The sequence below is a fragment of the Paenibacillus sp. B-A-8 genome, assembly GCF_048572915.1.
In the GTDB taxonomy this organism is placed as follows: Bacteria; Bacillota; Bacilli; order Paenibacillales; family Paenibacillaceae; genus Paenibacillus_AQ.
In genome coordinates this window covers 5,933,801-5,960,048 of the sequence record NZ_CP183882.1, presented here as the reverse complement: position 1 = coordinate 5,960,048, position 26,248 = coordinate 5,933,801, and the positions used below count along the sequence as shown (strand labels likewise).

Below are 26,248 nucleotides of genomic sequence, written 5' to 3'. Positions count from 1 at the left end.
GTGAATATTAAATTTTAACTTTGACTTTCAGCGGAATCACGTATAAGATAACTATTATGTTCTCTATGATAATCATTATCAATAGGATGATAACAATTATCATAGAATATAACTTCGAGCGGTACATACAGGGGGATAAAGAGAATGCACAAAAGGTTAATTAGTTTATTTATGGTTATCGCTATCATATTGGTAGTATCTGGATGTGGTACTAACCAAAAGAATAATTCAACATCGACCGCGGGAGCAAATGACAAACCAGCCTCTGAAAATGCAAGTAGTGAATCTACAAGCGGTCCGATCGTATTAAAAGATTCTAAAGGCGAGGTTAAGTTGGATAAACCAGCACAAAAGGTTGTAGTTCTGGAGTGGACATTTACAGAAGATATTATTGCGCTCGGAATGCAGCCGGTGGGGAACGCCGATAACGAAAACTACAAGTTATATGTAACTTCTGAGGTACCACTCGATGCAAGCGTAACGGATGTTGGTTCACGCGACGAGCCGGATCTAGAGACCATTGCTTCATTAAAACCAGATTTGATTATTGCGAATACGGGTGGACACGAAGGAATTTATGATCAATTAAAAGGCATCGCTCCAACACTGATTTTCGGTCTGTACCCGGAAGAAGGACAAGGCAATCAGTATACGTTGATGGAAGATACTTTCAAAACGATTGCAGCGGCTGTAGGTAAAACCGCGGAGGGTGACAACGTTCTTGCTGACCTGGATGCACATTATGCGGAAGCGAAGGCAAAGCTGGCTGAAGCAGGTAAAGAAGGCTTGAATTACGTGCTGACGCAAGCTTACAGCTACCAGAATGCAGCAACATTGCGTCTTTTTACAGATAACTCACTTGCTGTACAAACATTGGAGCGGATTGGTTTGAAGAACGACTGGAAACCCGAAAAATTCGAAGCTTACGGCTTCACTACATCAACGGTTGAAGCATTGCCGGCTGTTCAGGATACTAACCTGATGTATATCGTCCAGAAGGATGATAATATTTTCACGAAAGAGCTGAAGGATAATTCCGTGTGGAACGGCCTTAACTTTGTGAAAGAGAATCGTACTTTCGGATTGAGCAGTACTACTTGGGTTTTCGGCGGTCCGATCTCCTCCAAAGTTATCGTGGATGAAGTTATAAATACATTAACGAAATGAGTGCTTTTATGAACGGGAAGAGCAGAAAAGAAGCCTCAAGTGGAATGATCTGGCGTATCATTGTAATATTTGGGGGCGGCCTTGCCGCCCTCTTTGTTCTGTCCATTCTAAGCCTAGGCTTCGGTGAAGCCAAAATCCCTGCAGCTACGGTGTTGGAGGGATTGCTGAATCGCCAGGATGTGATGGAACATAATCTGCTCTGGGATATCCGGATGCCGCGTACGGTGATAGGCCTACTGGCTGGGGCCGCCCTGGCTGCGGCTGGAGCATTACTGCAAACGATAACGAAGAATCCGCTCGCTTCCTCAGATACATTAGGGATTAATGCCGGAGCTTATTTTATGGTTGTCCTTGGAATGGTTACTTTTCCAGCTTTGCAGCATCAGTTCCCATTCTTGCTTGCAGTAGCAGGGGGACTGCTTGCCGCATTAGCCGCTTATTTGTTGAGCGGTGGCAAAGGGGCTACGCCTGTCCGATTGGCATTATCAGGTATGATTGTGTCTATGGTTCTCGGAGCTTTTACATCGGCCCTACATATTTTTAACAAGAACGAAACACAAAACCTATTCTTATGGGGCTCAGGCTCATTGATACAGCTAGATTGGGACGGTGTTAAGTATGCCTGGCCGTTTGTAATTCCATTGCTTATAGCAGCTATGCTCGCAGGTAGACAATTTGATGCGCTGGAGCTTGATGAATCCACTGCCCGCTCGCTTGGGCAACGTGTTGGATTGGCACGGGGTTTAGGTCTAGGTTTATCTGTATTATTGGCTGCGGTCGTGGTCAGCGTGGTCGGTCCGATCGGATTTGTTGGTCTAGTGGCTCCTCATCTGGTTCGGCTTAGTGGTATTCGAAAGCACCACCTGCTCATTCCTGCAAGTGCGTTGTGGGGAGCCCTGCTCATTACGGCAGCGGATACGCTTGCGCGCGTGGTTCGTAGCAGTGTAGGGGAGATGCCAGTTGGGGCAGTTATGGCGATCATTGGAGCGCCTTGGCTCATTTGGCTAGTCCTCACCAAGATGAAAAATATCTCAGGTTCAGGCTCTGGTCAGTCATCTATGAATATAGGCGGAACAGCGCTTCGGATGCGCTTTGTTCCGACGGTCATATTTATGACCGTCCTGCTCATTGTTGTTATCCTTGTGAGTTTGTCACTTGGGGGAACGAGAATACCGATCAGGGATTTGTTGAGCAGTCTTGTCCACAGCGGAGATGGATCGTATTCCGTCCTGTTGAATTTACGACTTCCGCGTACACTTGTTGCGGCTGGCGGCGGTATAGCGCTTGCCATTAGCGGTGTCTTGATTCAAAGCGCTGTCCGAAATCCGCTGGCTGATGCCTCCATTATTGGTGTGACCTCGGGTGCTGGATTGGGGGCGCTAACTGTGATGATCGCTTTTCCGGCACTGACGGTAATAGCGGTCCCCATTGCAGCAATTGCGGGTGGTGCTCTAGCTGCAGCCTTTGTGTTTGTTATGGCATGGCGTAGAGCCTTGAATCCATCTGTCCTTATTCTGCTTGGAATCGCTGTATCAGCCATTGCCTCTGCGGGAATACAGGTTATGATCGTTAAGGGAAGTTTATGGAGCAGCAGCTCCTTAATTTGGTTAACGGGTTCGACTTACGGACGAAGCTGGAATCAATTTAATAGCTTGTTTATCTTTTTGATTGTACTTGTTCCAATGGCTTATTATTTAGGACGCAGATTCGATTTATTAGCATTTGGAGATGAGAGTTCAACAGGTTTGGGTCTGCCCGTTCGCGGAACTCGACTTTGGGCGATGATTATCGGTGTGATGCTTGCAGCGGGAGCCGTTGCAAGTGTAGGAACCATTGGGTTCCTCGGACTTATGGCGCCGCATGCGGTACGGATGATGATTGGGCATCACACAAGACGATCTATTGTTCTGTCAGGATTACTTGGCGGATTGATGCTCGTGATTGCGGATACGCTGGGAAGAACCATAATGGCACCGAAAGAAATCCCATCAGGCCTTATTATTATGTTGATCGGAGCTCCGTATTTCCTATTTCTAATGTATAGATCACAGGTTAGAAAAGTGTAAATCTTCGCCAAGCTAAATAATTTGAGTACTGGAAGGAGAGAGAGTGGTAATACCGCTCTCTCTTTTTTCTCTGAGCGCATACCCCGTCTTCCATCATGGACTGATGGGGAAGATTATTTTTTTGTAACCTATAAATCATGAAACTTTTATATACTTAGAGGCGTCAAATAAGTAGGTAAAAAATGTATTCGTCATTCCAGGAGGGTGGATTTGTGAAAAAGTTATGGATTTCAATTTTAGTGGTTTTAGTAGCCTTTCCGATGATGTTTCAATCTTCAGTGAAGGCTGCTACTCCGATCAGTATTATTATTGACGGTGTTCGATTGTCTACAGATCAAGCACCGGTAATGGTGAACGGGCGGACGATGGTACCGCTGCGGGCTATTTTTGAGGCCTTTAATGCCTCCATCAAGTGGGATCAAAAGGCACAAACTGTAACTGCGACTAAAGATAATACAACGATTATGTTAAAGATTGGCTCAAAGACAGCCACCATTAACAATAAGGCTGTAACGCTAGACGTGCCTGGTTTAAATCTGAAGGGGAGAACGATGGTCCCAACAAGGTTCGTCAGTGAAGCGCTGGGCCATGAAGTGGGATGGAACCCTAAGACGCAAGTTGTAACTATAACGACTTCTGCCTCGAATGTTGGAAACGCTGGACCAGTATCTAACATAGTAGCGCAGGATGTGAGTGATTATGGTGACGGTCGGGATCTTCAGGTTAGCTTCACACGAGCAGTTAATGAATCTCTAGTAGATCATTACCGTGTTCTGATTGTGAAGTCAGGGAATATTCTCAACCTGTCATCCGCACAAGCGGTAGCCTCTTACAATTATTCTACGGTATTACCGACAGGCACAAATCCTTCGATTAAATTAACATCCATTTCGAGGACTGTTGATGGTGATTCAATTAAGAATAATCAAGCGTATGTGGCGTATGTCTTGACGGTTGGCAAAGGAAGTAATACCAGTGCACTTTCTATTGGGTCCTCCTCTATAACACTAGTGAATAAGACTGTAACAGCAATAAATAATGTACAAGTAAATGATATAAGTGATTATGGGGATGGAAGAGATTTATCGGTCAGCTTCAATAAGCTGTCAGATGAGTCGAAGATAAGTTCTTATCGGATATTCGTTGTTAAAGGTAATAATTATTCGAATTTTAATTTAACCACAGCCAATAATGTATCTAGTGCGAACAGCACGCTAGTCAGTAAGACAGGGAATAATATCACTCAAATTTTATCTTCAGCATCCAGAGATACAGACGGAGCACTTCTTAAAACAGGCGTAAGCTATAGAGTGTTTGTTATGGCGATGGATAACAGCAATGCAGCTAATAATGTATTGTCTTCTGTTTCCTCTGCAATAACACTGACCAACATAGGTGTCTCTAACTTAACTGTCAGCGACGTTAGCAACTATAATGATGGCCGAGATTTAAGGGTGTCATTTACTCATGCGACGGACGAAACCTATATTAGCCAGTACCGGATCATGGTGGTTCCAACGTCATATTACAGCAGCTTTAGTTTAGCCGAAGCCAATAATGTAACAAATGCCAACTATACAGCGGCTAGTACAAATGGTACTTCAACCAGCCTAACATTGAGCTCGTCAGCCAGAGATGTACGTGGAGCTTTGATAAAGAATGGAGTCAGCTACAAAGTATATATCTTATCTATTGGAAGCGGAAGTAATTCAGGAGGGAATGTTCTTTCGAATGCTTCATCAGTAATTACATTAATTTATGATTCCAGTGTGAGCACAGTCTATAACCTCAGTGTCAGCGATGTTTATGATTATGGAGATGGCCGAGATTTGAGAGTGTCATTTACTCATGCAACGGACGAAACCTATATCAGTCAGTACCGAATTATGGTAGTTCCAACGTCATATTATGGCAGTTTTGATTTATACGCAGCTAATAATGTAGTAAGTGGCAACTATACAGCTGTTAGTACAAGTGGGTCTTCTACAAATCAGGTCTTGTATTCGTCAACTAGAGATGTTCTCGGTGATCTGATTAAGAGTGGGAGTAGCTATAGAGTGTATGTGTTATCTGTTGGAAGCGGAGGTTATTCGGATTCTAATGAGCTCTCTTCCGCTTCACCGATAGTTACATTGTTTAATAATTCCAGCCTAAAGGCTGTTACAAACTTGAATGTTAGCGATGTTAATGACTACGGCGACGGCCGGGATTTGCAGGTATCGTTTAACCACGCCACAGATGAAACTTACATCAACCAATACCGGATTATGGTGGTACCTACGTCTGATTACAGCAGTTTTAGCCTGTCTGATGCAAATAATGTATCCAGTGCTAATTACACCTCGGTAAGCACATCGGGCAGCAGTACCAGTCAAGTATTAGATTCTTCCGCCAGAGACGTACGTGGTAATTTAATAAAGGCTGGAATTAGTTATAAAGTGTATGTATTATCTGCCGGCAACGGAAATTATGCGGGTCCAAATGCAATTTCCGGGGAATCATCAGCCATTACGTTATCTGCGAATAAAAGTCCGGTGATCTCTGTAACAAATGTAACGTATAGAGAAGACAATGGTAGAATCCTGATCAGTTTCGACAAATCAGCCAATGAATCCAACATCTCAGAATACCGAGTATTGGTGGTTCCGTCTAAACAAGGGTTTGGTACGGCGGATGCACTTGCGGTGAATTCCTCTTATTATTCGTCGGTAACCCCTAACGGGACGAATCCTTCAACATTCACTGCGATAAGGGATGTTAACGGCAATTCAATTGTTAAAGGTATTAAGTATAAGGTGTATGTTCTTGCTGTAGCCAATAATAGCGGTATGCAGAATGGCGGTCTTTCAAATTCAACGGAGGAGTTTGAATTAAGCTCAGGGCGTGACGGAAGAGATTAAACGTACGATATGGAATTGGAATGAGACTTTTAGCTCTTTTAGCCTGGCCACTAATGGTCAGGCTTTTGTTTTATGTACATAATTTCCTTGAGTTTCATGATATAGTAGTAACCGAGAAGTTTGTGCTATTTTTCACAATTAATTATGTTACGATCCTGAAATCTTGTACCTCATATGACTAAAAAGGAGCAAAGAAAAATGAAAATTGGTGAATTCTCCAAAAAGAATAACGTGACGCAAGATACCATTCGCCATTATATAGATATGGGCCTTCTAGTTGCTGAAAAACAGGGCTGGCAGTATAAATTTAGTGAAGAAGATAGCTGTGATATCGAAAAAATTACGATGCTGAAGCAGTTGGATTTTTCGCTGACTGAAATTCAGGAGATTTTATGCTTCAATCGCATTGGCGGTGAAAAGACAGATGAGTTCAGAGATTTCTATTTATCCTTACTGGAGCGAAAAAAAGAGCAGAATCTGAAAGAACAGCAAAGATGTAAAGAGATTGACTTCCTCCTGAAAGATCGAATCAATGAGTTGAAAAGGTATGGAATCAGTGAAAAGAAAAGACTGGGATTTCCTCTGTCCTCTACAGGATTATTATATTGCCCTTGTTGCAAGCAAGCTTTGGAGATCAGTGACGGGATTGTAGAAAAAAGTATGCTGATCGAAGCTACTGTTCATTGTGAATGCGGTTACATTGCTGTGATAGAGGATGGAATCTACATCGATAAGAAGGCGGTAAGGAAAAAGATTGAGATCCCTTCGAAGAAAAAATTCCTCGAGGTGACTTCGCCGAAGTTTGTGAATTTTATGTATAACGGAACTCATACGATCATCGACTATATTTTAAACCACGGAAATAGCCCTAAATATATCATGGAGTTAGATAATTGTGTGGGTAGATTTCTAATGCAGTATATTGATTACCTGCCTAAAGGCTGCACTTATGTGCTTATTTGTCATGACAAGGACAGAATAACGAGTGTGAAGGATAATTTAGTGCAACAGCATGAGCATAGTAACTTCATCTTTTTCTGCTGTGCCATGGATCAATTACCGATTGCAGAATCCTCTATGGATATCATCATCGATCATTGGATGAGCAGAATATACGCTAAATCAACGAATAAATCCTTATTAGATATTGTATCGCCGTTTTTAAAAGAAGAGGGTCTTCTCACGGGTGCCTATCCTCATATCGGAACGAAAAGCAAGGACTTCATAAACATTCCGCTTGAATTAAGAGATTACTTTAATAAAAATAGAATATTGGAAAGATTGGATGCTTTGTATTTTTCACAGCTAGAGGTTGCAGAAATCGGTCCGGTTCTTGAGAATAACCCCTATATTGATATGAATGATAAAGAACAATATCTAATGCTGTATGCGGGCAGGAAAAAAAGTCAGATCGATAACATTTCAACTGCGAACGAATTTGAGCGGAAAAGAAGACAAAATTTGATTTCCTAAAATATTGGGTTAACCCCATACTTTTCTTTTTTTCGCGCTTTTTAATGTGCTTTTTTTCACAAAGTTCCCTTGACGTGGTGATGACCCCAGAATTTACACTCAGGGTAGTAATCATTACGTGCTTATAGATCAAGGGGGAACAAGAATGAAAAGGAATTTGAAAAGGAATTTGAAAAGGGTAAGTTTGTTGTTATTAGGTCTTGTATTGCTGTTAAGTTTAGCGGCGTGTTCACTATCTGCTTCAGAGACTGCCACTAGTGCCAAGTCAGATACTGCCTCAGCTTCTGCTATGTATAAAGCAGGGACATATACGGCGACAGCCGCTGGTAACAATGGCGATGTGACGGTTGAAGTAGTGTTCGACGAGCAATCGATCGTCTCAGTTGTAGTGAAGGAACAAAGTGAAACCAAAGGTCTTAGTGATACGCCGTTCGAACGTATTCCGCAGCAAATTGTTGAGAGACAGACATTGGCTGTTGATGCTGTATCTGGTGCAACGAACTCCTCGAAGGCAATTCTTACTGCAGTGGAGGATTGCGTCAAACAAGCGGGTGGAGATGTAGAGGCGCTTAAGGTGGCAGCTGTAACGGATGCTAAGGAGCAAAAGGCAACGGAGTTAACCACTGATGTTGTCATTATTGGTGGAGGCGGTACAGGGCTTGCTGCGGCTGGATCCGCTTTTGAGAATGGTGCCAAAGTTATCGTATTAGAAAAATTAGCAACGCTAGGTGGTTCAACAGCTTTGTCTGGTGGAGCAATCGGGGCAACGGGCACTCGTTTTCAAAAAGAGCAAGGCATTGAAGACTCACCAGAGTCATGGTTAGAGCTGTGGAAGGAACGTCAAAGCACAAGTAATCCGGAGAGTAAGTATCCAGATTACGATCGGGTGCGTACTTTTATGGATGCTGCTGTAGATACGACAGAATGGTTAGTAGATACCATGAATCATAAATATGCAAGTGTACAAGGTTATGGCGTTGATCCTGTAGCTCGCCTGCATTTTCCTGAAGCAGGTGGAGCAAGCTTAATCGCAAATATGGAAAAGACACTTAGGGATAAAGGAAACGACATCCTTACGGAGACCAAAGCTACCGAGCTAATCACGAATGATAAAGGCGATGTGATCGGAGTTACGGCTGAGAATGCTGAAAGCAAGCTGATCGTTCATGCTAAAAAGGTGATCATTGCTTCGGGTGGTTTTGCTAAGAGTGAGGAATTAATGAAGGAGTTCTTGCCAGAATTTGTTGAGAACATGGATATCAGTGCAGCAGGTGCAGGTAGTACAGGGGATGGAATTCTTATGGCAGAGAAATTAGGAGCTGCTCTTTATGAAGACCCATGGATCATCGGTTTAGGGATGACTGCTCGTATTCCTGGCTTGAGTGCCCTAGAGTGGGATACAACGAAGGTATATGTGAATGAAAAGGGCGAGCGTTACATGAATGAAAATAGCCATTACGCCCTTGTAACAAATAAGGCAGCTAAGAATGAACAAGTGTGGGTGGTTCTCGATTCTAGTGTTGCTAATGCGGAAGTGATTAAAACACTGGAAGCTAAGCTTCCAAGTGATGAGATTGCTACTGGAAATACTATTGCAGAATTATCTTCTGCCATGCAGCTACCTGGAGATGCACTAGTAACAACAATGGATACTTTCAATGCAGGCGTCACTTCAGGCAAAGATGCTTTTGGAAAAGAAGCGGCAACGCTTGTTGCAGTGAACAAAGGACCTTTCTATGCGATTAAGAATTACCCTAGAACGATGGGGACTTTTGGCGGCTTGAAAATTGACGAGAACTATAGGGTTGTAAAAGAAGATGGATCTATCATTAACAATCTTTACGCAGGCGGAGAAGCAGCCAATCGCTATTTGTACAATCAAGTGTACATGACCGGTAGTGCTGTGCAATATGCCTTAACTAGCGGTCGACTGAGCGGAGAACATGCTGCCAAAGCAGTTGTCGATGGAAAATGAATCTTGTGCAGATAAATAGAATTCAATAAACAATAAGGCAAAAAACCTTCATGGAGCAAAGGGCTTGATGAAGTGGTTTTTGCCTTTTTATTGTTACACCTTTAATGATATAGCTGGACTAGGCTGGGCACAACATAGTATTCAAGCTCTTGCCGCCAGAGAAATCCTGCTGGGCATAGGAGATCATACCTTCGGGCCACAGTTGGATGTAACTCGGGCACAGTTCCTGAAGATGTTGATGCTTGCTCTAGAACTGGATGATGTCAACGCAGTAAGTACATTCCAGGATGTTGGGCTGAATGACTGGTACTATAGCTCCGTTGCTGCCGCCGCGAAGCTCGGTATTGTTCAGGGCAGACCGGATGGAACCTTTGGCGCCAATGAATCCATCAGCCGTGAGGAAATGGCATTGATGGCTTATCGTGCGGCACAATTCGCCAAGCTTCCGGTAACAGGATGGGGAGAGCCAGCTCTTTTCACAGATGCATCTGGTATTTCGGGCTATGCGCTAGAGGCTGTTCAATCTATGAGTGGTGCAAACATCATTCAAGGGGTTGGCAAGGACAGCTTTGCACCTAAAGCACATGCTACTCGGGCTCAGGCAGCAGTAATTGTGTATCGGTTGTTTCAGTTAATGTAAACATTTCAAGTTGACACCCTGTGTGATTTATCATATTATAATTCGTGTTGTTATAAGTAAATAAACCAAACTCTATCCAGTGGATGGAGTGGCGGAATTTTGTCAAAGATGTATTCTTTGGTTTCAGTCGCCCCTTGTCATTTCGATGACAAGGGGCTTTATTATGTGATTTGGACGGTCCAATAGGAAGGTTCAACAGAAAGGAAAGAAGATTACGATGAATATGAAGTTACTCAAATATGCTTTACTAGTATTTGTAGGTGCATGTAGTTATGGATCGCTCTCCACGATCGTTAAGCTTGGAATGAATGATGGCTTTAGAATGCAGCAACTGGTTGGGTCGCAATACTTTTTTGGATGGTGCATGCTGCTCTTGTTAGTTGTGTTATTTTCCCGAAAAAAACTCGGGTTAAAGGTAGGTGCTTCGTTATTAGGCGCGGGGATTACCATTAGTATGACGGGTATTTTCTATGGGTTTGCCGTTGAACAATTACCTGCTTCGATTGCGATCGTGCTCTTATTCCAATTTACTTGGATTGGTGTGATTCTGGAGGCGATTGTAGATAGAAAGTGGCCTAGTCGAGAGAAAATAATTTCGATGGTTATCCTTCTGATAGGAACCATACTAGCTGGGGGGATTCTAGAACCTAGTGTAGGCGAAATGACTACGAGTGGTATTGTTTTCGGTCTGATGTCTGCGGTGTCTTTTGCTTTCTATATTTTTGTTAGTGGTAGAGTGGCTACGCAGGTACCTGCAGTGAATAAAAGCTTGTATATGACTACAAGTGCAATGATTATTATTATGGTTGTTTTTTCGCCTTCCTTTATTTATGACGGAGCACTTACAGATGGTCTTTGGAAGTATGGTCTTCCTTTAGGGCTGCTTGGTATAGTTATTCCTGTACTCTTCTTTTCTATTGGTGTTCCGAAACTGGGTTCAGGCCTGGGAACGATTCTTGGTGCGGCGGAGTTGCCGGCAGCTGTAGTCGCCTCCGTATTAGTTTTGCAAGAAGATGTATCTTTGCTTCGCTGGGTTGGAATTTTCGTCGTTCTAATTGGAATTGCGGCACCACAAATCATCCCGATGCGAATAGGGAAAAAGTCACCCAAACCATCCCCTAAACAACCACTACGTAAAATAGAGCTTTAAGTGCAAACTGGCATCGAGGTATGAGTCATGTCCTTACAGGATGAGATCATTCCTCGGTGCTTTTTTTAAAAATATAAGTGTGTATATCACCGAAAGCGTTTATGCTTGTACAAAAAAAGATTGGTGTTAATTTTTCTGGTATGACGGATCAATGCCTATTATATAGTGGTGCTATTCTATTTAATGGAGATGACCACTGATGAACAGAATTGACTATGACTATTTTAAATCTCTGCACAATCAACAGAAACCGCTAATGCTATATAACTGTTGGGATGTAGCTTCGGCCAAAGCGATAGCAAAAGCAGGTTCAAAGGCTATAGCCACAAGCAGCTTCGCAATGGCGGATGCATGGGGGTATTCGGATGGCGAACAGCTCTCATTTGAGCAGCTTCTGTGGTCTGTTTCTAGAATAGCAGAACATGTATCTGTACCATTGACGGTAGATATTGAGGGTGGGTATGCTGTAGATGAAGAGTCCTTAGCCAATAACATGGAACAATTATTCCAATTAGGCATCTGCGGGATCAATTTCGAGGATCAAAAGGTGAATCATCCGGACGATGAATTATGGGCAATCAAGGAGCAGAGTCAGCGAATTCAAACGATACAGCAAGTAGCAGCCAAGCTTCAGAAGAACGTGTTTATTAACGCCAGAACCGATCTCTTTTTCAAAAAAACGAAGCATTCGCTGGGTCTAGTAAATGAAGCTATAGAACGTACCTATGCTTATGCTGAGGCTGGGGCAGACGCGATTTTTATTCCGGGGTTGACTGAGCAAAGTTTGATAGAACAATTTGTGCAAAAGTCGCCACTGCCTGTAAATGTTATGGTGATGGATGGTATGATTTCTAATGCTGAATTGCAGGAGCTTGGCGTAAAAAGAATTAGCTATGGTCCATATAGTTACTTTCAAGCAATGCATCATCTTCAAGACGATGCCCGGTCCATTCTGCAGCCACCCGCACATTATTCAGAAATGAGCTAACGACACTATGATCACGAATAAACAGCAAATCGATAAATATTATGAGATGTTAGTCGAAAAAAACTCCAATTATGAAGGTGTATTTTTTGTCGGCGTAAAAACAACAGGCATCATGTGCAGGCCAACTTGTCCGGCTAAAAAGCCTTATAAAGAAAATTGTGAGTTTTTCGCAACAGCCAAAGAAGCCTTGTTAGCTTCATATAGACCGTGTAAAAGATGCCAGCCTTTGTCCAATCCCACGAAAATGTCCTCAGAAGTAAAGCTTCTTGTTGAAGCTATAGAGCGTAACCCGGAAAGGAAATGGACAGATAAAGATTTTGATGAGCTGTCAATTAGTGCAAATACTGCACGCAGACAATTTAAGAAGCAATTCGGAATGACCTTTATTGAATATGCACGTTCTAGACGTTTAGGACTGGCATTCAAACATATCAGGAATGGGGATTCTATCATTAACGCACAACTGGATAGCGGGTACGATTCGAGTAATGGATTTAGGGATGCCTTTTCACGAACGATGGGCACCGTCCCGAATCACTCCAAGCAGATTAAAGTGCTGCACTGTACCTGGATAGAAACGATATTAGGGTCTATGCTTGCGATCGCAGAGGAAGAGTACCTTTTACTGCTGGAGTTTGTAGACCGAAAGGGACTTGAGAATGAAATCAAGAAATTACGCACCCGCTTAAATGCAACGATTTTGCCTGAAAAGGTTGCTGTGCTAGAGCAAATTGAAGAGGAATTAAATCTTTATTTCGAAGGAAAACTTATAGAATTCAGAACGCCGATTCGTTATCTTGGATCTGATTTTCAGCAAAATGTATGGAATCAACTACGAGGAATTCCTATAGGTCAAACGGTTTCGTACAAGGAGCTTGCAGAGAATATAAATCACCCTTCGGCTTGCCGCGCTGTAGCAAGGGCTAATGGAGCGAATCAATTATCGATCTTGGTTCCATGTCATCGAGTGATCAATAGTAACGGTGAATTAGGAGGCTATGGCGGCGGTATTGCAAGAAAAGAATGGTTAATCAAACATGAGAAAACCATTAGTTTGTAGGGCGTATATCAACTAAAAATGGATTGAATTCGATGTGTCTGAAAGTCTGGATACATCGTTTTTTATTGTTTTATTAAGTGAAAAAAGCACTAGTTCAAGCAAAAGAAGGAAAATTTATGCTATCACAACAATATCCAATTGTGATAGCATAATATATATTTTCATAAGAAAGCACAGCCTTATCTTAAGGAGATTGGAGCGAACATCATGCTGAAGGTTATGATCGTGGATGATGAGCCCTGGGTACTTGAAGGGCTGAGAACGATGATTGATTGGGAAAAATACGGCTTTGAAGTGTGCGGGGAAGCCCGTAATGGTTCAGAAGCGATGAGACTTATTCAAGAATATAAACCGGAATTGGTCTTAACGGACATTAATATGCCGGTTATTAATGGTCTCGAGCTTATCACAAAGCTGAATGAATTGATGCCTAAGCCTCCAAAATTTGTGGTATTGACCGGATATAATGATTTTAAATATGCACACACGGCATTGCAACAACGAGTGAACGACTATTTATTAAAGCCTATTGATGATGAAGAAATAGAGTCATTATTAAGCAGGATTACGCCTATGATTCGAAATGAAATCGCTTCCAATGAAGAGCTTGATAAGAAGCAATTTTTTATCGTAAACAATATTATCAACCGTCTAATTCAAGGTGAGTGCAACGAAAATTTAGAGCTTCTAACCCAGAGCACGTTGAAGCTTCAAGCGAATGCAGAATTAATGTGTATTCTTATCGAACCAGCCACATCTTTGAATCCATTTCTTCCACGAACTGTCGACTACTTTCCTCAGGAAAGTATACATTTCTTTCAAGATCGATCGGGAAGAACAGGGATTATTCTTGAGTCTGCTTCTATTGGGAATGAGAGTCTGGATGCTATCGTCAACCAGATTCGTTCGGATTTTGCTGAACAATCACATGAGCCGGTACTCCTGGCGATTAGCACTAGGGGGGTAGGCGTGTGTTCGATTCGAGAAATTTATATGCAGGCGCTTGATGTATGGAAACGCAAGACACATCAGCAGAAGAAGGGGGTTTTTTATTATTGTGAGCTTAGGGCTTTAAAGAAGAATGAACACCATGAGGATCACTTCAAACTGCTGCTGGATAAGGTCCTGGCAAACGATATAGAACAGATACAGCCATGTGTAAAAGAAACGTTTGCTGTTTTCGTAGAGAATCTATTGACGATTGAAATCGTGCAAGCCCAAGTGGCTCATTTGGAGCTTACAATTTGTACACTTATAGCCCAAATGAATGGTACTCCAGATACGATGATGATAAAGATTCAGCAAGAATATGGAAATTTAGGGGAGTTAAATGATTATTTTGCATTAAGCCGCTATGTTCAAAGTCTTTCTATGCTGGCGACGGTCTATTTATCTGAATTAGAGCAGCAGAATGAACAAAATACGATTTACAAGGTGATTCAGTATGTGGATCGTGAATTTCGGAATAAATTGAAGCTTCAGGATTTAGCACGGCAATTTCATATCAATTCTACCTATTTGGGACAGCTTTTCAGGAAACAAACGGGTCAGGGCTTTAGTGAATATTTAAATGCCAAAAGGATTGAGGAAGCCAAAAGTCTGCTTAAGCGAACGCAGCTGAAAATATCGGATATTGCGGTGCAGGTGGGATTTTCAAATACAGACTATTTTATAGACAAGTTCAAGCTGATTGTAGGGGTAGTCCCATCCGTCTATAAAAAAGAAAATAAAAACCAATAGCTCTAAGGGAAGCAAGGTGTTTCGTATGGAGAGAAAAAAATTCAGATTTAGAAAAGTAGTCAATGACATTCCACTGAACTATAAATTTTCCCTCATTTATATTATAGGTGTGCTTCTCCCTATCATTATTATCAACCTTGTTTTTTTGGATCGGATTTCCGATTTGATCAAATCCAGAGAACAGCAAAACTTAGAAATCTCTTTAGAGAGGGCCAGAAAGGATATTCAGGATTTCATTGAGGGTGGAGTAGCAGTTAGCTATACGCTGTCCTCCGATAAGAATCTGTATGAATTGCTAGAGCGGAGGTATGGGAGCTTGATCGAATTTTATGACACCTTCGACGAACAACTTCGAGATCGGATGAACAGTTATATGCCAGTTAACAATCAGCTTGAACGAATTACTGTATTTACGAATAATGACTCCATTTTTTCTGGTAGTAACTATCAGGTCATCACGGACAAGGTAAGGGAAAGTGAGTGGTATAAGCAGTTCAGTACTGCGAATAAACATATGTTTCTTGCTGCTTATCAAATGAGCGCAGCGCCTAATGTGGCTTCTAATGCCCCCTATTTAAGTGTAATTGAACGAATGGATGTATACAGCTCACTAAATACCTATGAGAAGCTGCTTAGAATTGACCTGGATCTCAGTAAAATATATGACATTATAATTAGAGAAAAGGATTATTTGAGTCTTTACCTGGTTAACGGGCAGGATGAAATCATTATGTCTGCTCAGAGCGGTTATCAGAGAGGTGCGAAGGATCCTTATCCTGTATTCGAGCTTCAGGATGATGAGCGCAAGGAAGACATACATATTGTACCCGTTGGCGGAGCTAGTTATATAAAAAGCTGGCGAATTATAGGGGTTACGCAGGGGGAGCGTATTGCTCAGGCGATTCTGGAGATTCGAATTTATGCGGGTATTTTGGCGTCCATTGTCACCTTGCTCACAACCGCCTTTTTATATGTGATGTTAAGATCCTACAATTATCGGGTGAAACGGTTGTCTAGGCATATGCAGAAAGTAACGAATGAGAAATTCGATCTTATTCAAATCGATGAAGGACAAGATGAGATTGGTGACTTGATTCACAACTTTAATAGAATGACCACTAAAATTAATTCTCTAATTAACGACGTATACAAACTAGAGATTCAAAAGAATAACCTGGAGATGGAAAGAGTAAGGGCTGAACTGAATTTTTTGCAAAGTCAGATGAATCCCCATTTTCTCTTCAATACTTTAAATGCCATTTTAGTGGTCTGTACCAAAAATAATTATTCGGACGTTACAGACATCATTAAGAGTTTATCCAAGTTGCTCAGAAGACTACTTAGCTGGAAAGAAGATCTCGTTACATTGGAAGAAGAAATGACGTTCATTGAGATGTATCTGAAAATAGAAAAATTCCGGTTCAGAGATAAATTTGACTATCAATTTGAGATCGATGAGCAGTCGCTGCAATATAAAATTCCAAAGCTAAGCATGCAGCCGTTAGTAGAAAATTCCTGTAAGCATGGTCTGCAGGCCATAGAAGGACTCGGTATCATTAAAGTAAAGACGGAAATCGAGGATAGTCGTTTGCAAGTTACGATTTCAGATAACGGTAAAGGGATCGAACCAAGCCAGCTTAAAGAAATTTTATTTAATGTTCAAAATGAAGAAGCCTCCTCAGGAACGAATATCGGAATCCGCAACGTGTATCGCAGACTGGAGCTATATTATGAAGATCAGGTTCGCTTTGAAATCAGCAGTGTCCCAAATGAAGGGACCGTTGTCACGTTTGGCATTCCGCTAAAGCTCCTGGAACGAAAAAATAGCTAGAAGGTGAGGGAGCCTATGAAATACAAAGTATTGTTGATCGATGATGAGCCTAGTGCTCTTGAGGGGATGCAGCTATGGATAGACTGGCAGGCGCTTGGCTTTGAAGTATGTGGAACCTCCAGTAATGGCAAAGAGGGCTTACAGTTAATAAAGCAGCTACTGCCGGATCTTGTCATTACCGATGTAAATATGCCGCTAATGAATGGTCTGGAAATGGTTTCCGCCTGGCAGCAAGAGGAGACTAAACCGATTAAGTTTGCCATACTAAGCGGTTATAGTGAGTTTGAATATGCTAAGACAGCTATACGTTATGGCATTAACCATTATCTGATGAAGCCGCTATTCGAAGAAGAGGCGTCAGAAGAATTGAAGGAGATATATCGGGAATTAGAACAGGAAACTCAGAAGCGAAGCTTAAATCAAATGGCAAACTCAGAGGAGGTTGTCTCTCTTCTTAAGAGCATATTGAATGAGAAGGCAGAAGATAAGTCAGACTTTACAGTACTTACACGTCTATCGGAAGACAAAAGCCTTTGGAATATTTGTTTACTACAGACAGACCCAACGATGTATACGGAAATCAGAGAGAAAGCAGTAGCTCTCCTAACGAATACGGAATCGATGTTTCTGATCGATCTGGAGGCTTATTGCTTTGGAATCGTATACGGCTATCCTTCGGAGTCTGATGAGGGTGCTGCAATATATCATGCAGTAGCTCCCTTGCTGAATGAACACCCTAAGCAAGCCATGTATATTGCAGTAGGGGATAGCGTGGGCTCTTTGCTTCAAATAGCGAATAGCTACCGAACGGCGAAAGAAGCGCTAATGTATTATTTTTATAATTCGGATCATTCAGGATTCTTGACCTATCAAGGAACCAAAGATAGTCAGTTCAGCTATCACTATGATCAAATTCAACTGATGGATGACTTAATGAGACCCATTAACACACTGGACATAAAAGGCTTTAAACAAGCTGTGGGCTTAGCCTCTCGCAGTTTTCGTGAGATGCGCATTGCTCCTGAGGTTGTGAAGAAGATCGTTATTCATATTATGTATAAGATCGTTGAGTTTACTTCGAAAGCTAGTGAAGTTCAAGTATCCTCCCTGTTAACCCAAATAACAATCCCCGAAATGCGGGACTCGATGATGAAGTTGAACGATTTAATGCGTAATCTTTTATCATGTGGTGAGGCAAGTATTGATATTCTTCTAAAAGAACAAAGCCAAAAATCACAGGGGATTGTACAGGAAATCAACAACTATATTGAAGCGCATTATCACGAAAATCTTACAATTAAAAAGCTGTCGGAGGTATTCTTCCTGCATCCAGTGTATCTGGGACAATTATTGATCAAGAAGAATGGCATTCATTTTAATGAGCAGTTGCATGACCTCCGGATTAAGGAATCTGCACGTTTACTTCAACACAATAAGCTCAAAAACAGTGAGATCGCCGAGAAAGTAGGATATTCCAATTACAGTCAGTTTCTCAAACAATTTGAAAAAAAGATGAAGATGAGCCCTAATGAATTTAAACATGCGAATACCTAAACTTTTTGGGGGTATACCTTTAGTTCTGGCGTATTATCAATGGCATCATCACCTCTATAATTTAACTTGTAAGGGCTTACAATATGGTTTCACCAACAAAATATGGAGGTGCTTTATGGGGGGCAAGTCAATATCAAAGTTCAAACTTAGTCTGATTGCTGTGTTATCCCTAAGTTTTGCTCTAGCAGGGTGCGGTGGAAATAACAGCGGTAATACTGCTAAGGGGGAAAACAAACCAGCAGAAACAACAGCTGCAACTGCAGCTGGAACCGATGACAAGAAGGTAGAGCCTTTTGAAGTTAGTATCTTTCTTGGAGAAGCAGGTCAGCAACCCACACCAGATAACAAAATTTACAAGATGATCAAAGAAAAAACAGGTGCATCATTCAGTTTCGAATTCTTGGCAGGAGATCTTAAACAGAAGCTTGGTGTTATGATTGCCGGTTCGGATTATCCGGATCTGATGAGTTCTAATACCCAACTGACGGCAGCAGGCGCATTTATTCCTCTTGAGGACTTGATTGAAGAACACGCTCCGAATTTGAAAGCGCATTACGCAGCTTACTGGAACATGATGAAGGATCCAAATGATGGACACATTTATACACTTCCAAACTATGGTGCGTATAACGGTGAGATGAATACAACTTATTACTCGGGCCCAGCTTTCTGGATTCAGAAAGCCGTACTTAAAGATGCCGGTTATCCAACCGTTAAAACTTTGGACGAGTATTTCGATCTTATCGTGAAATATAAAGAGAAAAATCCAACCATTGATGGTCAACCAACAATTGGGTTTGAGATTCATAACAAAGACTGGAGAAACTGGGGATTGTTCAACGCTCCTCAGCATCTGATCGGGCATCCTAATGATGGCGGAGTAGTAGTTAAGGATAACGTAGCAGAAATCTTTGCGGATAAAGACTATGCTAAGCAGTACTATAAAAAGCTTAATGATATGAATGCGTTGGGTATTATTGACAAAGAAGCATTTGTAATGGATTATGACCAATATTTAGCTAAATTGTCTAGCGGAGCCGTACTGGGAATGTTTGATCAGCACTGGAACTTCCAGAAAGCAGAAGATTCACTCAAAACACAAGGGAAAGATATGAGCACTTATGTAGGTTTGCCTCTTGTATATGATACTAACACCAAAGATTATTATCTGGATCGCCCTGCTCTTAACTTGAATAATGGATTCGGGATCACTGTCAATGCTAAGGATCCAGTGAGAATCCTTAAACTTATGGACACATTAATTCAAGAAGATTGGCAAAAAACCCTCACTTGGGGGATTGAAGGCGAAGATTATCAAGTGGAAGACGGTCGCTTTATAAGAACCCAAGAACAACGGGACAACGCAGTTGATGCAACATGGAAGCTAAGTAACAAAGCAGAAGCTTGGTATGCTACTGCTCCTAAAATGCAAGGATACTTTGCAGACGGTAACTCAACGGATGCGGCAGCCCAACCGGAAGAATATAAAGCAGGGTTGGAAGCGTATGACAAGGAAGTCCTTGACGCATATGGATTCGACAGTTATGTAGATTTCTTCAGTAAGCCTGGACCGAACCCAGTGGCTTACCCAGCTTGGTCGATAGATCTAGTTGAAAATTCTCCAGCAAAAATTGCTGATACGAAGATGGGAGAAGTTAAAACCAAGTACCTGCCAAAAGCAATCTTGGCTAGCCCTTCCGATTTCGATAAAGTTTGGACTGAATTTGTTGGAGAACTTCATAAAGCGGATATCAAAGCCTACGAAGATAGAATCAACGAACAGCTTAAATGGAGATTTGATACTTGGAGTGTAAAATAATTTAAGTTTGCTTAAAATCAGAAAGTGGTGGCTTATTAGCCAACCACTTTCTGAAATATATGGATGATGTGGGGAGAAGACTATATGGATGAGACCTTAACGGGAAAAACAGTAAAGCGGCATCCTAAAAGAAAAAAGAAGCAACCTATTACTTGGTCTTTGATTAAGAATCAGAATCAACTAATTTGGATGTCCGTTCCATTGCTACTTTATATTGTACTATTTGCGTACGTACCTGTTTGGGGATGGACCATGGCTTTTCAGGATTATAAACCAGCTAAGGCATTTGGCGAACAAACGTGGGTTGGCTTGAAGCACTTCAAGGCAATATTTACGGACGATACCTTTCTAAGGGTATTTAGAAATACATTGGCAATGGGTTTAATTAATTTCATTCTAGGATTTATTACTGCGATAGGATTAGCCTTACTTCTTAATGAAATCAAAAATGTATTTTGGAAAAGAACCGTGCAGACTATATCCTACTTGCCGCACTTTCTCTCTTGGATCATTGTAACAGGGATTGTAGGTGTCTCCCTTTCGGTTGGTAACGACGGGATTATCAACATCTTACTCATGAAATTAAATCTTATTGACTCACCAATCCTTTGGCTCAGTGAAGGAAAATATTTCTGGGGTATTGTGGGTGCTTCAACCGTCTGGAAAGAGGTGGGATGGGGTACAATCATCTACTTGGCTGCTATTGCTTCTATAGATCCAGCTTTATATGAGGCTGCTGAGATCGATGGGGCAAACCGGTACAGAAAAATGTTCAATGTAACATTACCTGGAATTAAACCAACCATTGTAATCCTGATGATCATGTCCATAGGACATGTACTGGATGTCGGATTTGAGGTTCCGTTCTTGTTAGGGAACGGTCTTACTGCAGACTGGTCGGATACGATAGATATATTTGTATTGAAATACGGAATTGGGCAAGGGAATTATTCCTTAGCCACTGCAGGTGGTATATTTAAAACAGTCGTAAGTGTAACGTTGCTGCTATTAGCTAACTGGACCTCGACGCGGCTAGGGGAAGAGAGGCTGTTATAATCATGGAGAAAACTCAATTAATACCTCAGAAATCTCCAAAAAGTAATGTCGGAAGACGCATGAGAAATATAGGTCTTGAACCAGTATTGTTCGGTACCTTTAATACTGTATTTATGGTGTGTATAGTTATAGTTACCTTATATCCTTTTTTAAATACTATAGCAGTTTCATTGAATGCGGGGAACGATACGATCCGTGGCGGCATTTATCTGTTGCCTAGAGAGTGGACCATACAAAACTATAAAGCTGTTTTTGCCTCAGGTACCATTATTCCTGCTTTTTGGATTTCGGTAGCACGAACACTGTTATCTACGGTCCTGAATCTATTCCTAACCACAATGCTTGCTTATGCTTTAAGCCGGAAAGAATATGTTTTCCGCAAACCGATTACCATTATTTTCGTCCTTACCATGTATTTTAATGCGGGTCTGATACCAAACTATTTCCTTATTAAGGAGCTTCATCTGCTCAACTCGTTTTGGGTATATATAATACCGTCCATGCTAAGTGCATTTAATATGATCGTTATTCGTACTTATATTGGTAGCTTGCATGAAAGCCTTATGGAATCCGCGAGAATTGACGGTGCCGGGGAGTTCAAAATCTTTATGAAAGTAGTCTTCCCTTTATGTAAACCTGTTCTTGCTACCATCGCCCTCTTTGTTGCAGTAGGTGCATGGAACGCATGGTTTGATGCTTTTATCTACACCTCTTCCCGCCAGCACCTCAGCACATTGCAGTATGAATTAATGAAACTAATACAATCTAGTATGAATGCGAACAGTAACGCAAGTGTAGCTAACGGTCAAGGGGTGACTGCGGAGTCAGCAGGATCAATGGTTACTCCAAAGTCCATTCGTGCAGCAGTTACTATCGTTGCCTCCGTTCCAATTTTGCTAGTGTATCCATTCATGCAGAAGCATTTTGTAGTTGGAATGAACGTGGGAAGCGTGAAGGAATAAGCAGCTTACAATCACTATTAAGGTATAGGAAGGTTGTTTGTTAAACTATGAACCAATCCCTAATCACATACACAAATCCAATACTTCCAGGCTTTTATCCAGATCCGAGTATTACACGGGCTGGAGACGACTTCTATTTGGTTTGTAGCTCCTTCGAATATTTTCCTGGGGTACCTATCTTTCACAGCCAGGACTTAATTCATTGGACACAAATTGGTCATGTGCTCAATCGTGAAAGTCAGCTAGATACACGTAAGAGCAAAAGCTCTGGAGGTATATTTGCACCAACGATCCGGTATCATGAAGGAACGTTTTACATGATAACGACCGAAATACACGGGAAGGGGAATTTCTATGTTACGGCTACGGACCCAGCGGGTCCGTGGTCAGACCCGATTAGTATTCCTTATGGAGGAATTGACCCTTCCCTAATGTTTGATGAGGATGGAAAGGTATATGTAACTACCCAGCAGGGAGCAGATTATGATTCCCACGCTATTCAATATGAGATAGACATTGCTACAGGAGCAGCATTAACAGAACCTGTTGTCATCTGGACTGGGGATGGTGGACCTTGGACGGAAGGACCACATTTGTACAAAATTAACGGAATGTATTATATCATGTCTGCTTCAGGCGGCACGGCAAAGGAACACCGAGAAATTATCGGTCGTTCTTCCTCCCCTTACGGTCCTTTTGAAAGATTAGAGCAACCGATATTGACCCATCGCGGGACTGATAGTCCCATTCAGTATCTAGGACATGCTGATCTGATTGAGGATCGTAATGGGGATTGGTGGGCTGTATTCCTAGGTGTCAGACTAGTAGATTCAAAATATACTGTCCTAGGGAGAGAGACCTTCCTTGCTCCTGTAAGCTGGGATGATGACGGCTGGCCTATGATCGATAATAATGAGGACACTGTCGGGCTGGAGATGAAGGTTCCGCGTGTACCGGGTCATTCGCCAAAACCTGAGACTAGCGGAAGATATGATTTTGATGACCCTGTATTGCCATTGGGATTATCCTTTCTGCGGAATCCGGCAGAGGGAAGCTGGTCACTAAGCCAACGTCCGGGTTTTCTAGCTCTTCGAGGGCAATCGAAAGACCTTAATGAAGTGGGTCAGGTAGCCTTTATAGGCAGAAGACAGCAGCATACTTCAGCTGAATGGAGTACATTACTGGATTTTAACCCTACCGTGGACGGTGAAGAGGCTGGACTCTGTGCTAGATTGGACGAGAATGCACATTATGAAATTGCACTATCGCAAAGAAATGGACATAGAGTGATTACAGCTTATTTAACTGTTGATGGAACAACACATGTGGCTGCAGAGATTCCAACCATTGCTGGGTGTTTATATCTGAAAATTCGGGCGGAGCTAACGGAATACACTTTACTTTATTCTTTGGATGGTCAGGAATGGATCGAGCTATCTAGGGCTCTAGCCTATCCATTATCCCCTCAAGCTGTCAAAGGAAACGGATTTACCGGTGTTCTTGTTGGCTTATATGCGACAGGACATGGCAAAGTGGCGGGGGTTCCTGCTTACTTTGATTGGTTCGACTATCGATCATCATGAGTAGAATGCTAAATATGTACGCTTTTGTAGGGAGGGAAATTGATGAGACAAGCTAGCGATTACTCAGAGCCTGCACTAAAGACAGTGTTCTCGGAGGATTTCAAGATTGGCGCAGCGGTCAACCCATTTACGATACAATCACAGGAGCACTTGCTTGCTTATCATTTCAACAGTATAACTGCTGAGAATGAGATGAAATTTGAAAGTCTACATCCACTTGAGGATATTTATAACTTTAGGGCAGCAGACCAGCTAGTTGCCTTCGCCCGAAAACATAAGATGGCGATGCGCGGACATACCTTGGTCTGGCACAATCAGACTACGGATTGGTTGTTTGAGGATAAGAACGGAGGACCTGTAAGCAGAGAGATTTTGCTTGCACGAGTCAAATCACATATTCAAACCGTTGTAGGACGTTATAAGGAAGATATTTATGCTTGGGATGTTGTGAATGAAGTTATTGCCGATGAAGGAGAAGAGCTTCTTCGCCATTCGAAGTGGCTCGACATTGTTGGCCCGGATTTTATAGCTAAAGCGTTTGAATTCGCCCATGAAGCTGATCCTAAGGCATTATTATTCTACAATGACTATAATGAATCCCATCCCTTAAAGCGTGACAAAATCTATGAACTGGTGAAGTCGCTATTGGATCAAGAGGTGCCGATCCATGGCGTCGGATTGCAGGCACACTGGAATCTATACGATCCGAATCTTGATGATATTCGTGCTGCGATTGAGAAATATGCCTCGTTAGGACTTCAGCTTCAATTGACTGAGCTGGATGTATCCATGTTCCGTTTTGAAGACAAACGAATGGACTTAAAGACAGTACCTGCTGATCTGCTCGAACTTCAAGCAGATCGATATGAAGCGATGTTCGCACTGCTGAGAGAATACCGCGACGTGATTAGTTCAGTCACGTTCTGGGGAGCAGCGGATGACTATACCTGGCTAGATGATTTCCCTGTTCGTGGCCGGAAGAACTGGCCCTTCTTATTCGATGAAGAGCATCATCCGAAGCCAGCCTTTCACCGTATTATCGGCTCTGCCCCAAAATTATAGAGCGGGTAAGCTGCTCAAGTAGTAAAATAACCCGTCCTTATATTAAATAAGGGCGGGTTATTTGTTTGTAGATCAGAAGAATGAAACTCAAAGGGAGGGTTACGGTGAACATTACGATAAGAACAATACTGGAAGATTTAATGGGAACTGAGGAACAGATAGAGGGGACTGTGGATACACTTAAGCCAGGAAATCCAGAAACGGTGGTTACAGGGATAGTTACAGCATTTTGCGCTACGCAATATGTTGTGGAACGAGCGATGGCTATGAACGCCAATTTGCTGATCACACATGAAGGTGTGTATTACAGTCACCATGATACAAGTGAGTGGTTAAAGGATGACGCTGTTTATCTCACGAAACTGAGTTTGATCAAACGTTCTGAAATGGCTATTTTTCGTTATCATGATTATTGTCATCGTCATAAACCGGATGGGATCATGGTCGGCTTGCTGCGAGAGCTTGAGTGGTCAGCTTATGTGAATGAGCAGCAACCCGCTGCTACAATCCTAACGATTCCTGCCATGACAGTAAGTGAAGCGGCTCAGTACATAAAAAGAAAACTAGGAATCCCCTATGTACGTGTTGCCGGTGACCTATCCCAGGTATGCAGACATGTGGGGATATCAGTGGGTTACAGAGGAGGCGGGACAATGGCTATCCCTCTTTTTAATCAGCACAATCTTGATTTACTGATTGCTGGCGAAGGGCCAGAGTGGGAAACTCCGGAATATGTGAGGGATGCAGTACATCAAGGTAGATCGAATGCGCTGATTATGTTAGGTCATGCGGAGAGTGAAGCCCCGGGAATGAAATATTTAGCTGAAGTTTTGGCAGAGAAATACCCAACGATTCCTACTTATTTTATTGCAGAACAACCGATCTATCAGCTGGTTTAATCCTTATAAATCGAAATGAAGAATAAATTTGCATATTATGGAGAAAATGATTGGAAACCAGGTCACTGAGAGAGGAGTGTTTCAATGGAAATTCCTTTGGAGGCTGATGAAGTGTTAAGTCGTATCAAAAAGCTTCAAACTGACGGAAGCTCGATCAGTAAAAAACAAGTGAAGCAAAGCGATCCTGATCTTATGAGAAGTGCGCTGTTCTTTTTTCCGAGCTGGGAGCATGCATTGAAAAACGCCGATCTGTTGTAGCCGAATGATTGTATAAAGAAGCCGAGTGGTTCAGGGATTGATCTCTGATGACCGCTCGGCTTTTT

The 26,248-nt window shown here is 42.1% G+C and carries 19 protein-coding genes; all 19 read left to right on the top strand.

Annotated features, from left to right (window positions below):
- Positions 1–144: 144 nt before the first annotated feature.
- The 19 genes from ACN6MV_RS26820 (at position 145) to ACN6MV_RS26730 (ending at position 26,183) form a co-directional block, all read left to right on the top strand.
- Positions 145–1,167 carry an ABC transporter substrate-binding protein gene (locus ACN6MV_RS26820; protein ID WP_419885235.1) on the top strand — a complete coding sequence of 341 codons (1,023 nt, stop codon included), beginning with the start codon at positions 145–147 and terminating at the stop codon, positions 1,165–1,167.
- Positions 1,168–1,175: 8 nt separating this feature from the next.
- On the top strand, positions 1,176–3,233 hold the full coding sequence (locus ACN6MV_RS26815) for an iron ABC transporter permease (RefSeq protein WP_419885234.1): 2,058 nt from the start codon (positions 1,176–1,178) through the stop codon (positions 3,231–3,233).
- 212 nt (positions 3,234–3,445) lie between these two features.
- Positions 3,446–6,133, top strand: a complete 2,688-nt coding sequence (locus tag ACN6MV_RS26810) for a stalk domain-containing protein (RefSeq protein WP_419885233.1) — start codon at positions 3,446–3,448, stop codon at positions 6,131–6,133.
- A gap of 198 nt (positions 6,134–6,331) precedes the next feature.
- Positions 6,332–7,606, top strand: coding sequence for a MerR family transcriptional regulator (locus ACN6MV_RS26805; protein WP_419885232.1), 1,275 nt, complete (start codon positions 6,332–6,334; stop codon positions 7,604–7,606).
- A gap of 145 nt (positions 7,607–7,751) precedes the next feature.
- A complete protein-coding gene (locus tag ACN6MV_RS26800) occupies positions 7,752–9,581 on the top strand; it encodes an FAD-dependent oxidoreductase (RefSeq protein ID WP_419885231.1) in 1,830 nt (609 codons plus the stop codon).
- A 67-nt stretch (positions 9,582–9,648) separates the two neighbouring features.
- A complete protein-coding gene (locus ACN6MV_RS26795) occupies positions 9,649–10,221 on the top strand; it encodes an S-layer homology domain-containing protein (protein WP_042130967.1) in 573 nt (190 codons plus the stop codon).
- 223 nt (positions 10,222–10,444) lie between these two features.
- The gene (locus ACN6MV_RS26790) at positions 10,445–11,371 is read left to right on the top strand and encodes an EamA family transporter (protein ID WP_419886820.1); all 927 of its coding nucleotides are present in this window, start codon (positions 10,445–10,447) and stop codon (positions 11,369–11,371) included.
- Between the two features lie 199 nt (positions 11,372–11,570).
- The gene (locus ACN6MV_RS26785) at positions 11,571–12,359 is read left to right on the top strand and encodes an isocitrate lyase/PEP mutase family protein (protein WP_419885230.1); all 789 of its coding nucleotides are present in this window, start codon (positions 11,571–11,573) and stop codon (positions 12,357–12,359) included.
- A gap of 7 nt (positions 12,360–12,366) precedes the next feature.
- A complete protein-coding gene (locus ACN6MV_RS26780; protein ID WP_042130965.1) occupies positions 12,367–13,419 on the top strand; it encodes a bifunctional transcriptional activator/DNA repair enzyme AdaA in 1,053 nt (350 codons plus the stop codon).
- Positions 13,420–13,626: 207 nt separating this feature from the next.
- On the top strand, positions 13,627–15,159 hold the full coding sequence (locus ACN6MV_RS26775; protein ID WP_419885229.1) for a response regulator transcription factor: 1,533 nt from the start codon (positions 13,627–13,629) through the stop codon (positions 15,157–15,159).
- A gap of 25 nt (positions 15,160–15,184) precedes the next feature.
- Positions 15,185–16,990, top strand: a complete 1,806-nt coding sequence (locus ACN6MV_RS26770; RefSeq protein ID WP_375103979.1) for a sensor histidine kinase — start codon at positions 15,185–15,187, stop codon at positions 16,988–16,990.
- 15 nt (positions 16,991–17,005) lie between these two features.
- Positions 17,006–18,544: a response regulator gene (locus tag ACN6MV_RS26765; RefSeq protein ID WP_042130963.1), complete on the top strand. Its 1,539-nt coding sequence runs from the start codon at positions 17,006–17,008 to the stop codon at positions 18,542–18,544.
- A gap of 115 nt (positions 18,545–18,659) precedes the next feature.
- On the top strand, positions 18,660–20,363 hold the full coding sequence (locus ACN6MV_RS26760; protein ID WP_042130962.1) for a sugar ABC transporter substrate-binding protein: 1,704 nt from the start codon (positions 18,660–18,662) through the stop codon (positions 20,361–20,363).
- Positions 20,364–20,447: 84 nt separating this feature from the next.
- A complete protein-coding gene (locus ACN6MV_RS26755; protein ID WP_042130961.1) occupies positions 20,448–21,419 on the top strand; it encodes an ABC transporter permease in 972 nt (323 codons plus the stop codon).
- A 59-nt stretch (positions 21,420–21,478) separates the two neighbouring features.
- Entirely contained in the window at positions 21,479–22,381 is a 903-nt protein-coding gene (locus ACN6MV_RS26750; protein WP_419886819.1) for a carbohydrate ABC transporter permease, read from the top strand.
- Positions 22,382–22,428: 47 nt separating this feature from the next.
- The gene (locus ACN6MV_RS26745; protein ID WP_419885228.1) at positions 22,429–23,964 is read left to right on the top strand and encodes a glycoside hydrolase family 43 protein; all 1,536 of its coding nucleotides are present in this window, start codon (positions 22,429–22,431) and stop codon (positions 23,962–23,964) included.
- A 42-nt stretch (positions 23,965–24,006) separates the two neighbouring features.
- Positions 24,007–25,026, top strand: coding sequence for an endo-1,4-beta-xylanase (locus tag ACN6MV_RS26740; protein ID WP_042130959.1), 1,020 nt, complete (start codon positions 24,007–24,009; stop codon positions 25,024–25,026).
- A gap of 104 nt (positions 25,027–25,130) precedes the next feature.
- Entirely contained in the window at positions 25,131–25,925 is a 795-nt protein-coding gene (locus tag ACN6MV_RS26735) for a Nif3-like dinuclear metal center hexameric protein (RefSeq protein WP_419885227.1), read from the top strand.
- An 84-nt stretch (positions 25,926–26,009) separates the two neighbouring features.
- The gene (locus tag ACN6MV_RS26730; protein WP_170880375.1) at positions 26,010–26,183 is read left to right on the top strand and encodes a hypothetical protein; all 174 of its coding nucleotides are present in this window, start codon (positions 26,010–26,012) and stop codon (positions 26,181–26,183) included.
- Positions 26,184–26,248: the final 65 nt, after the last annotated feature.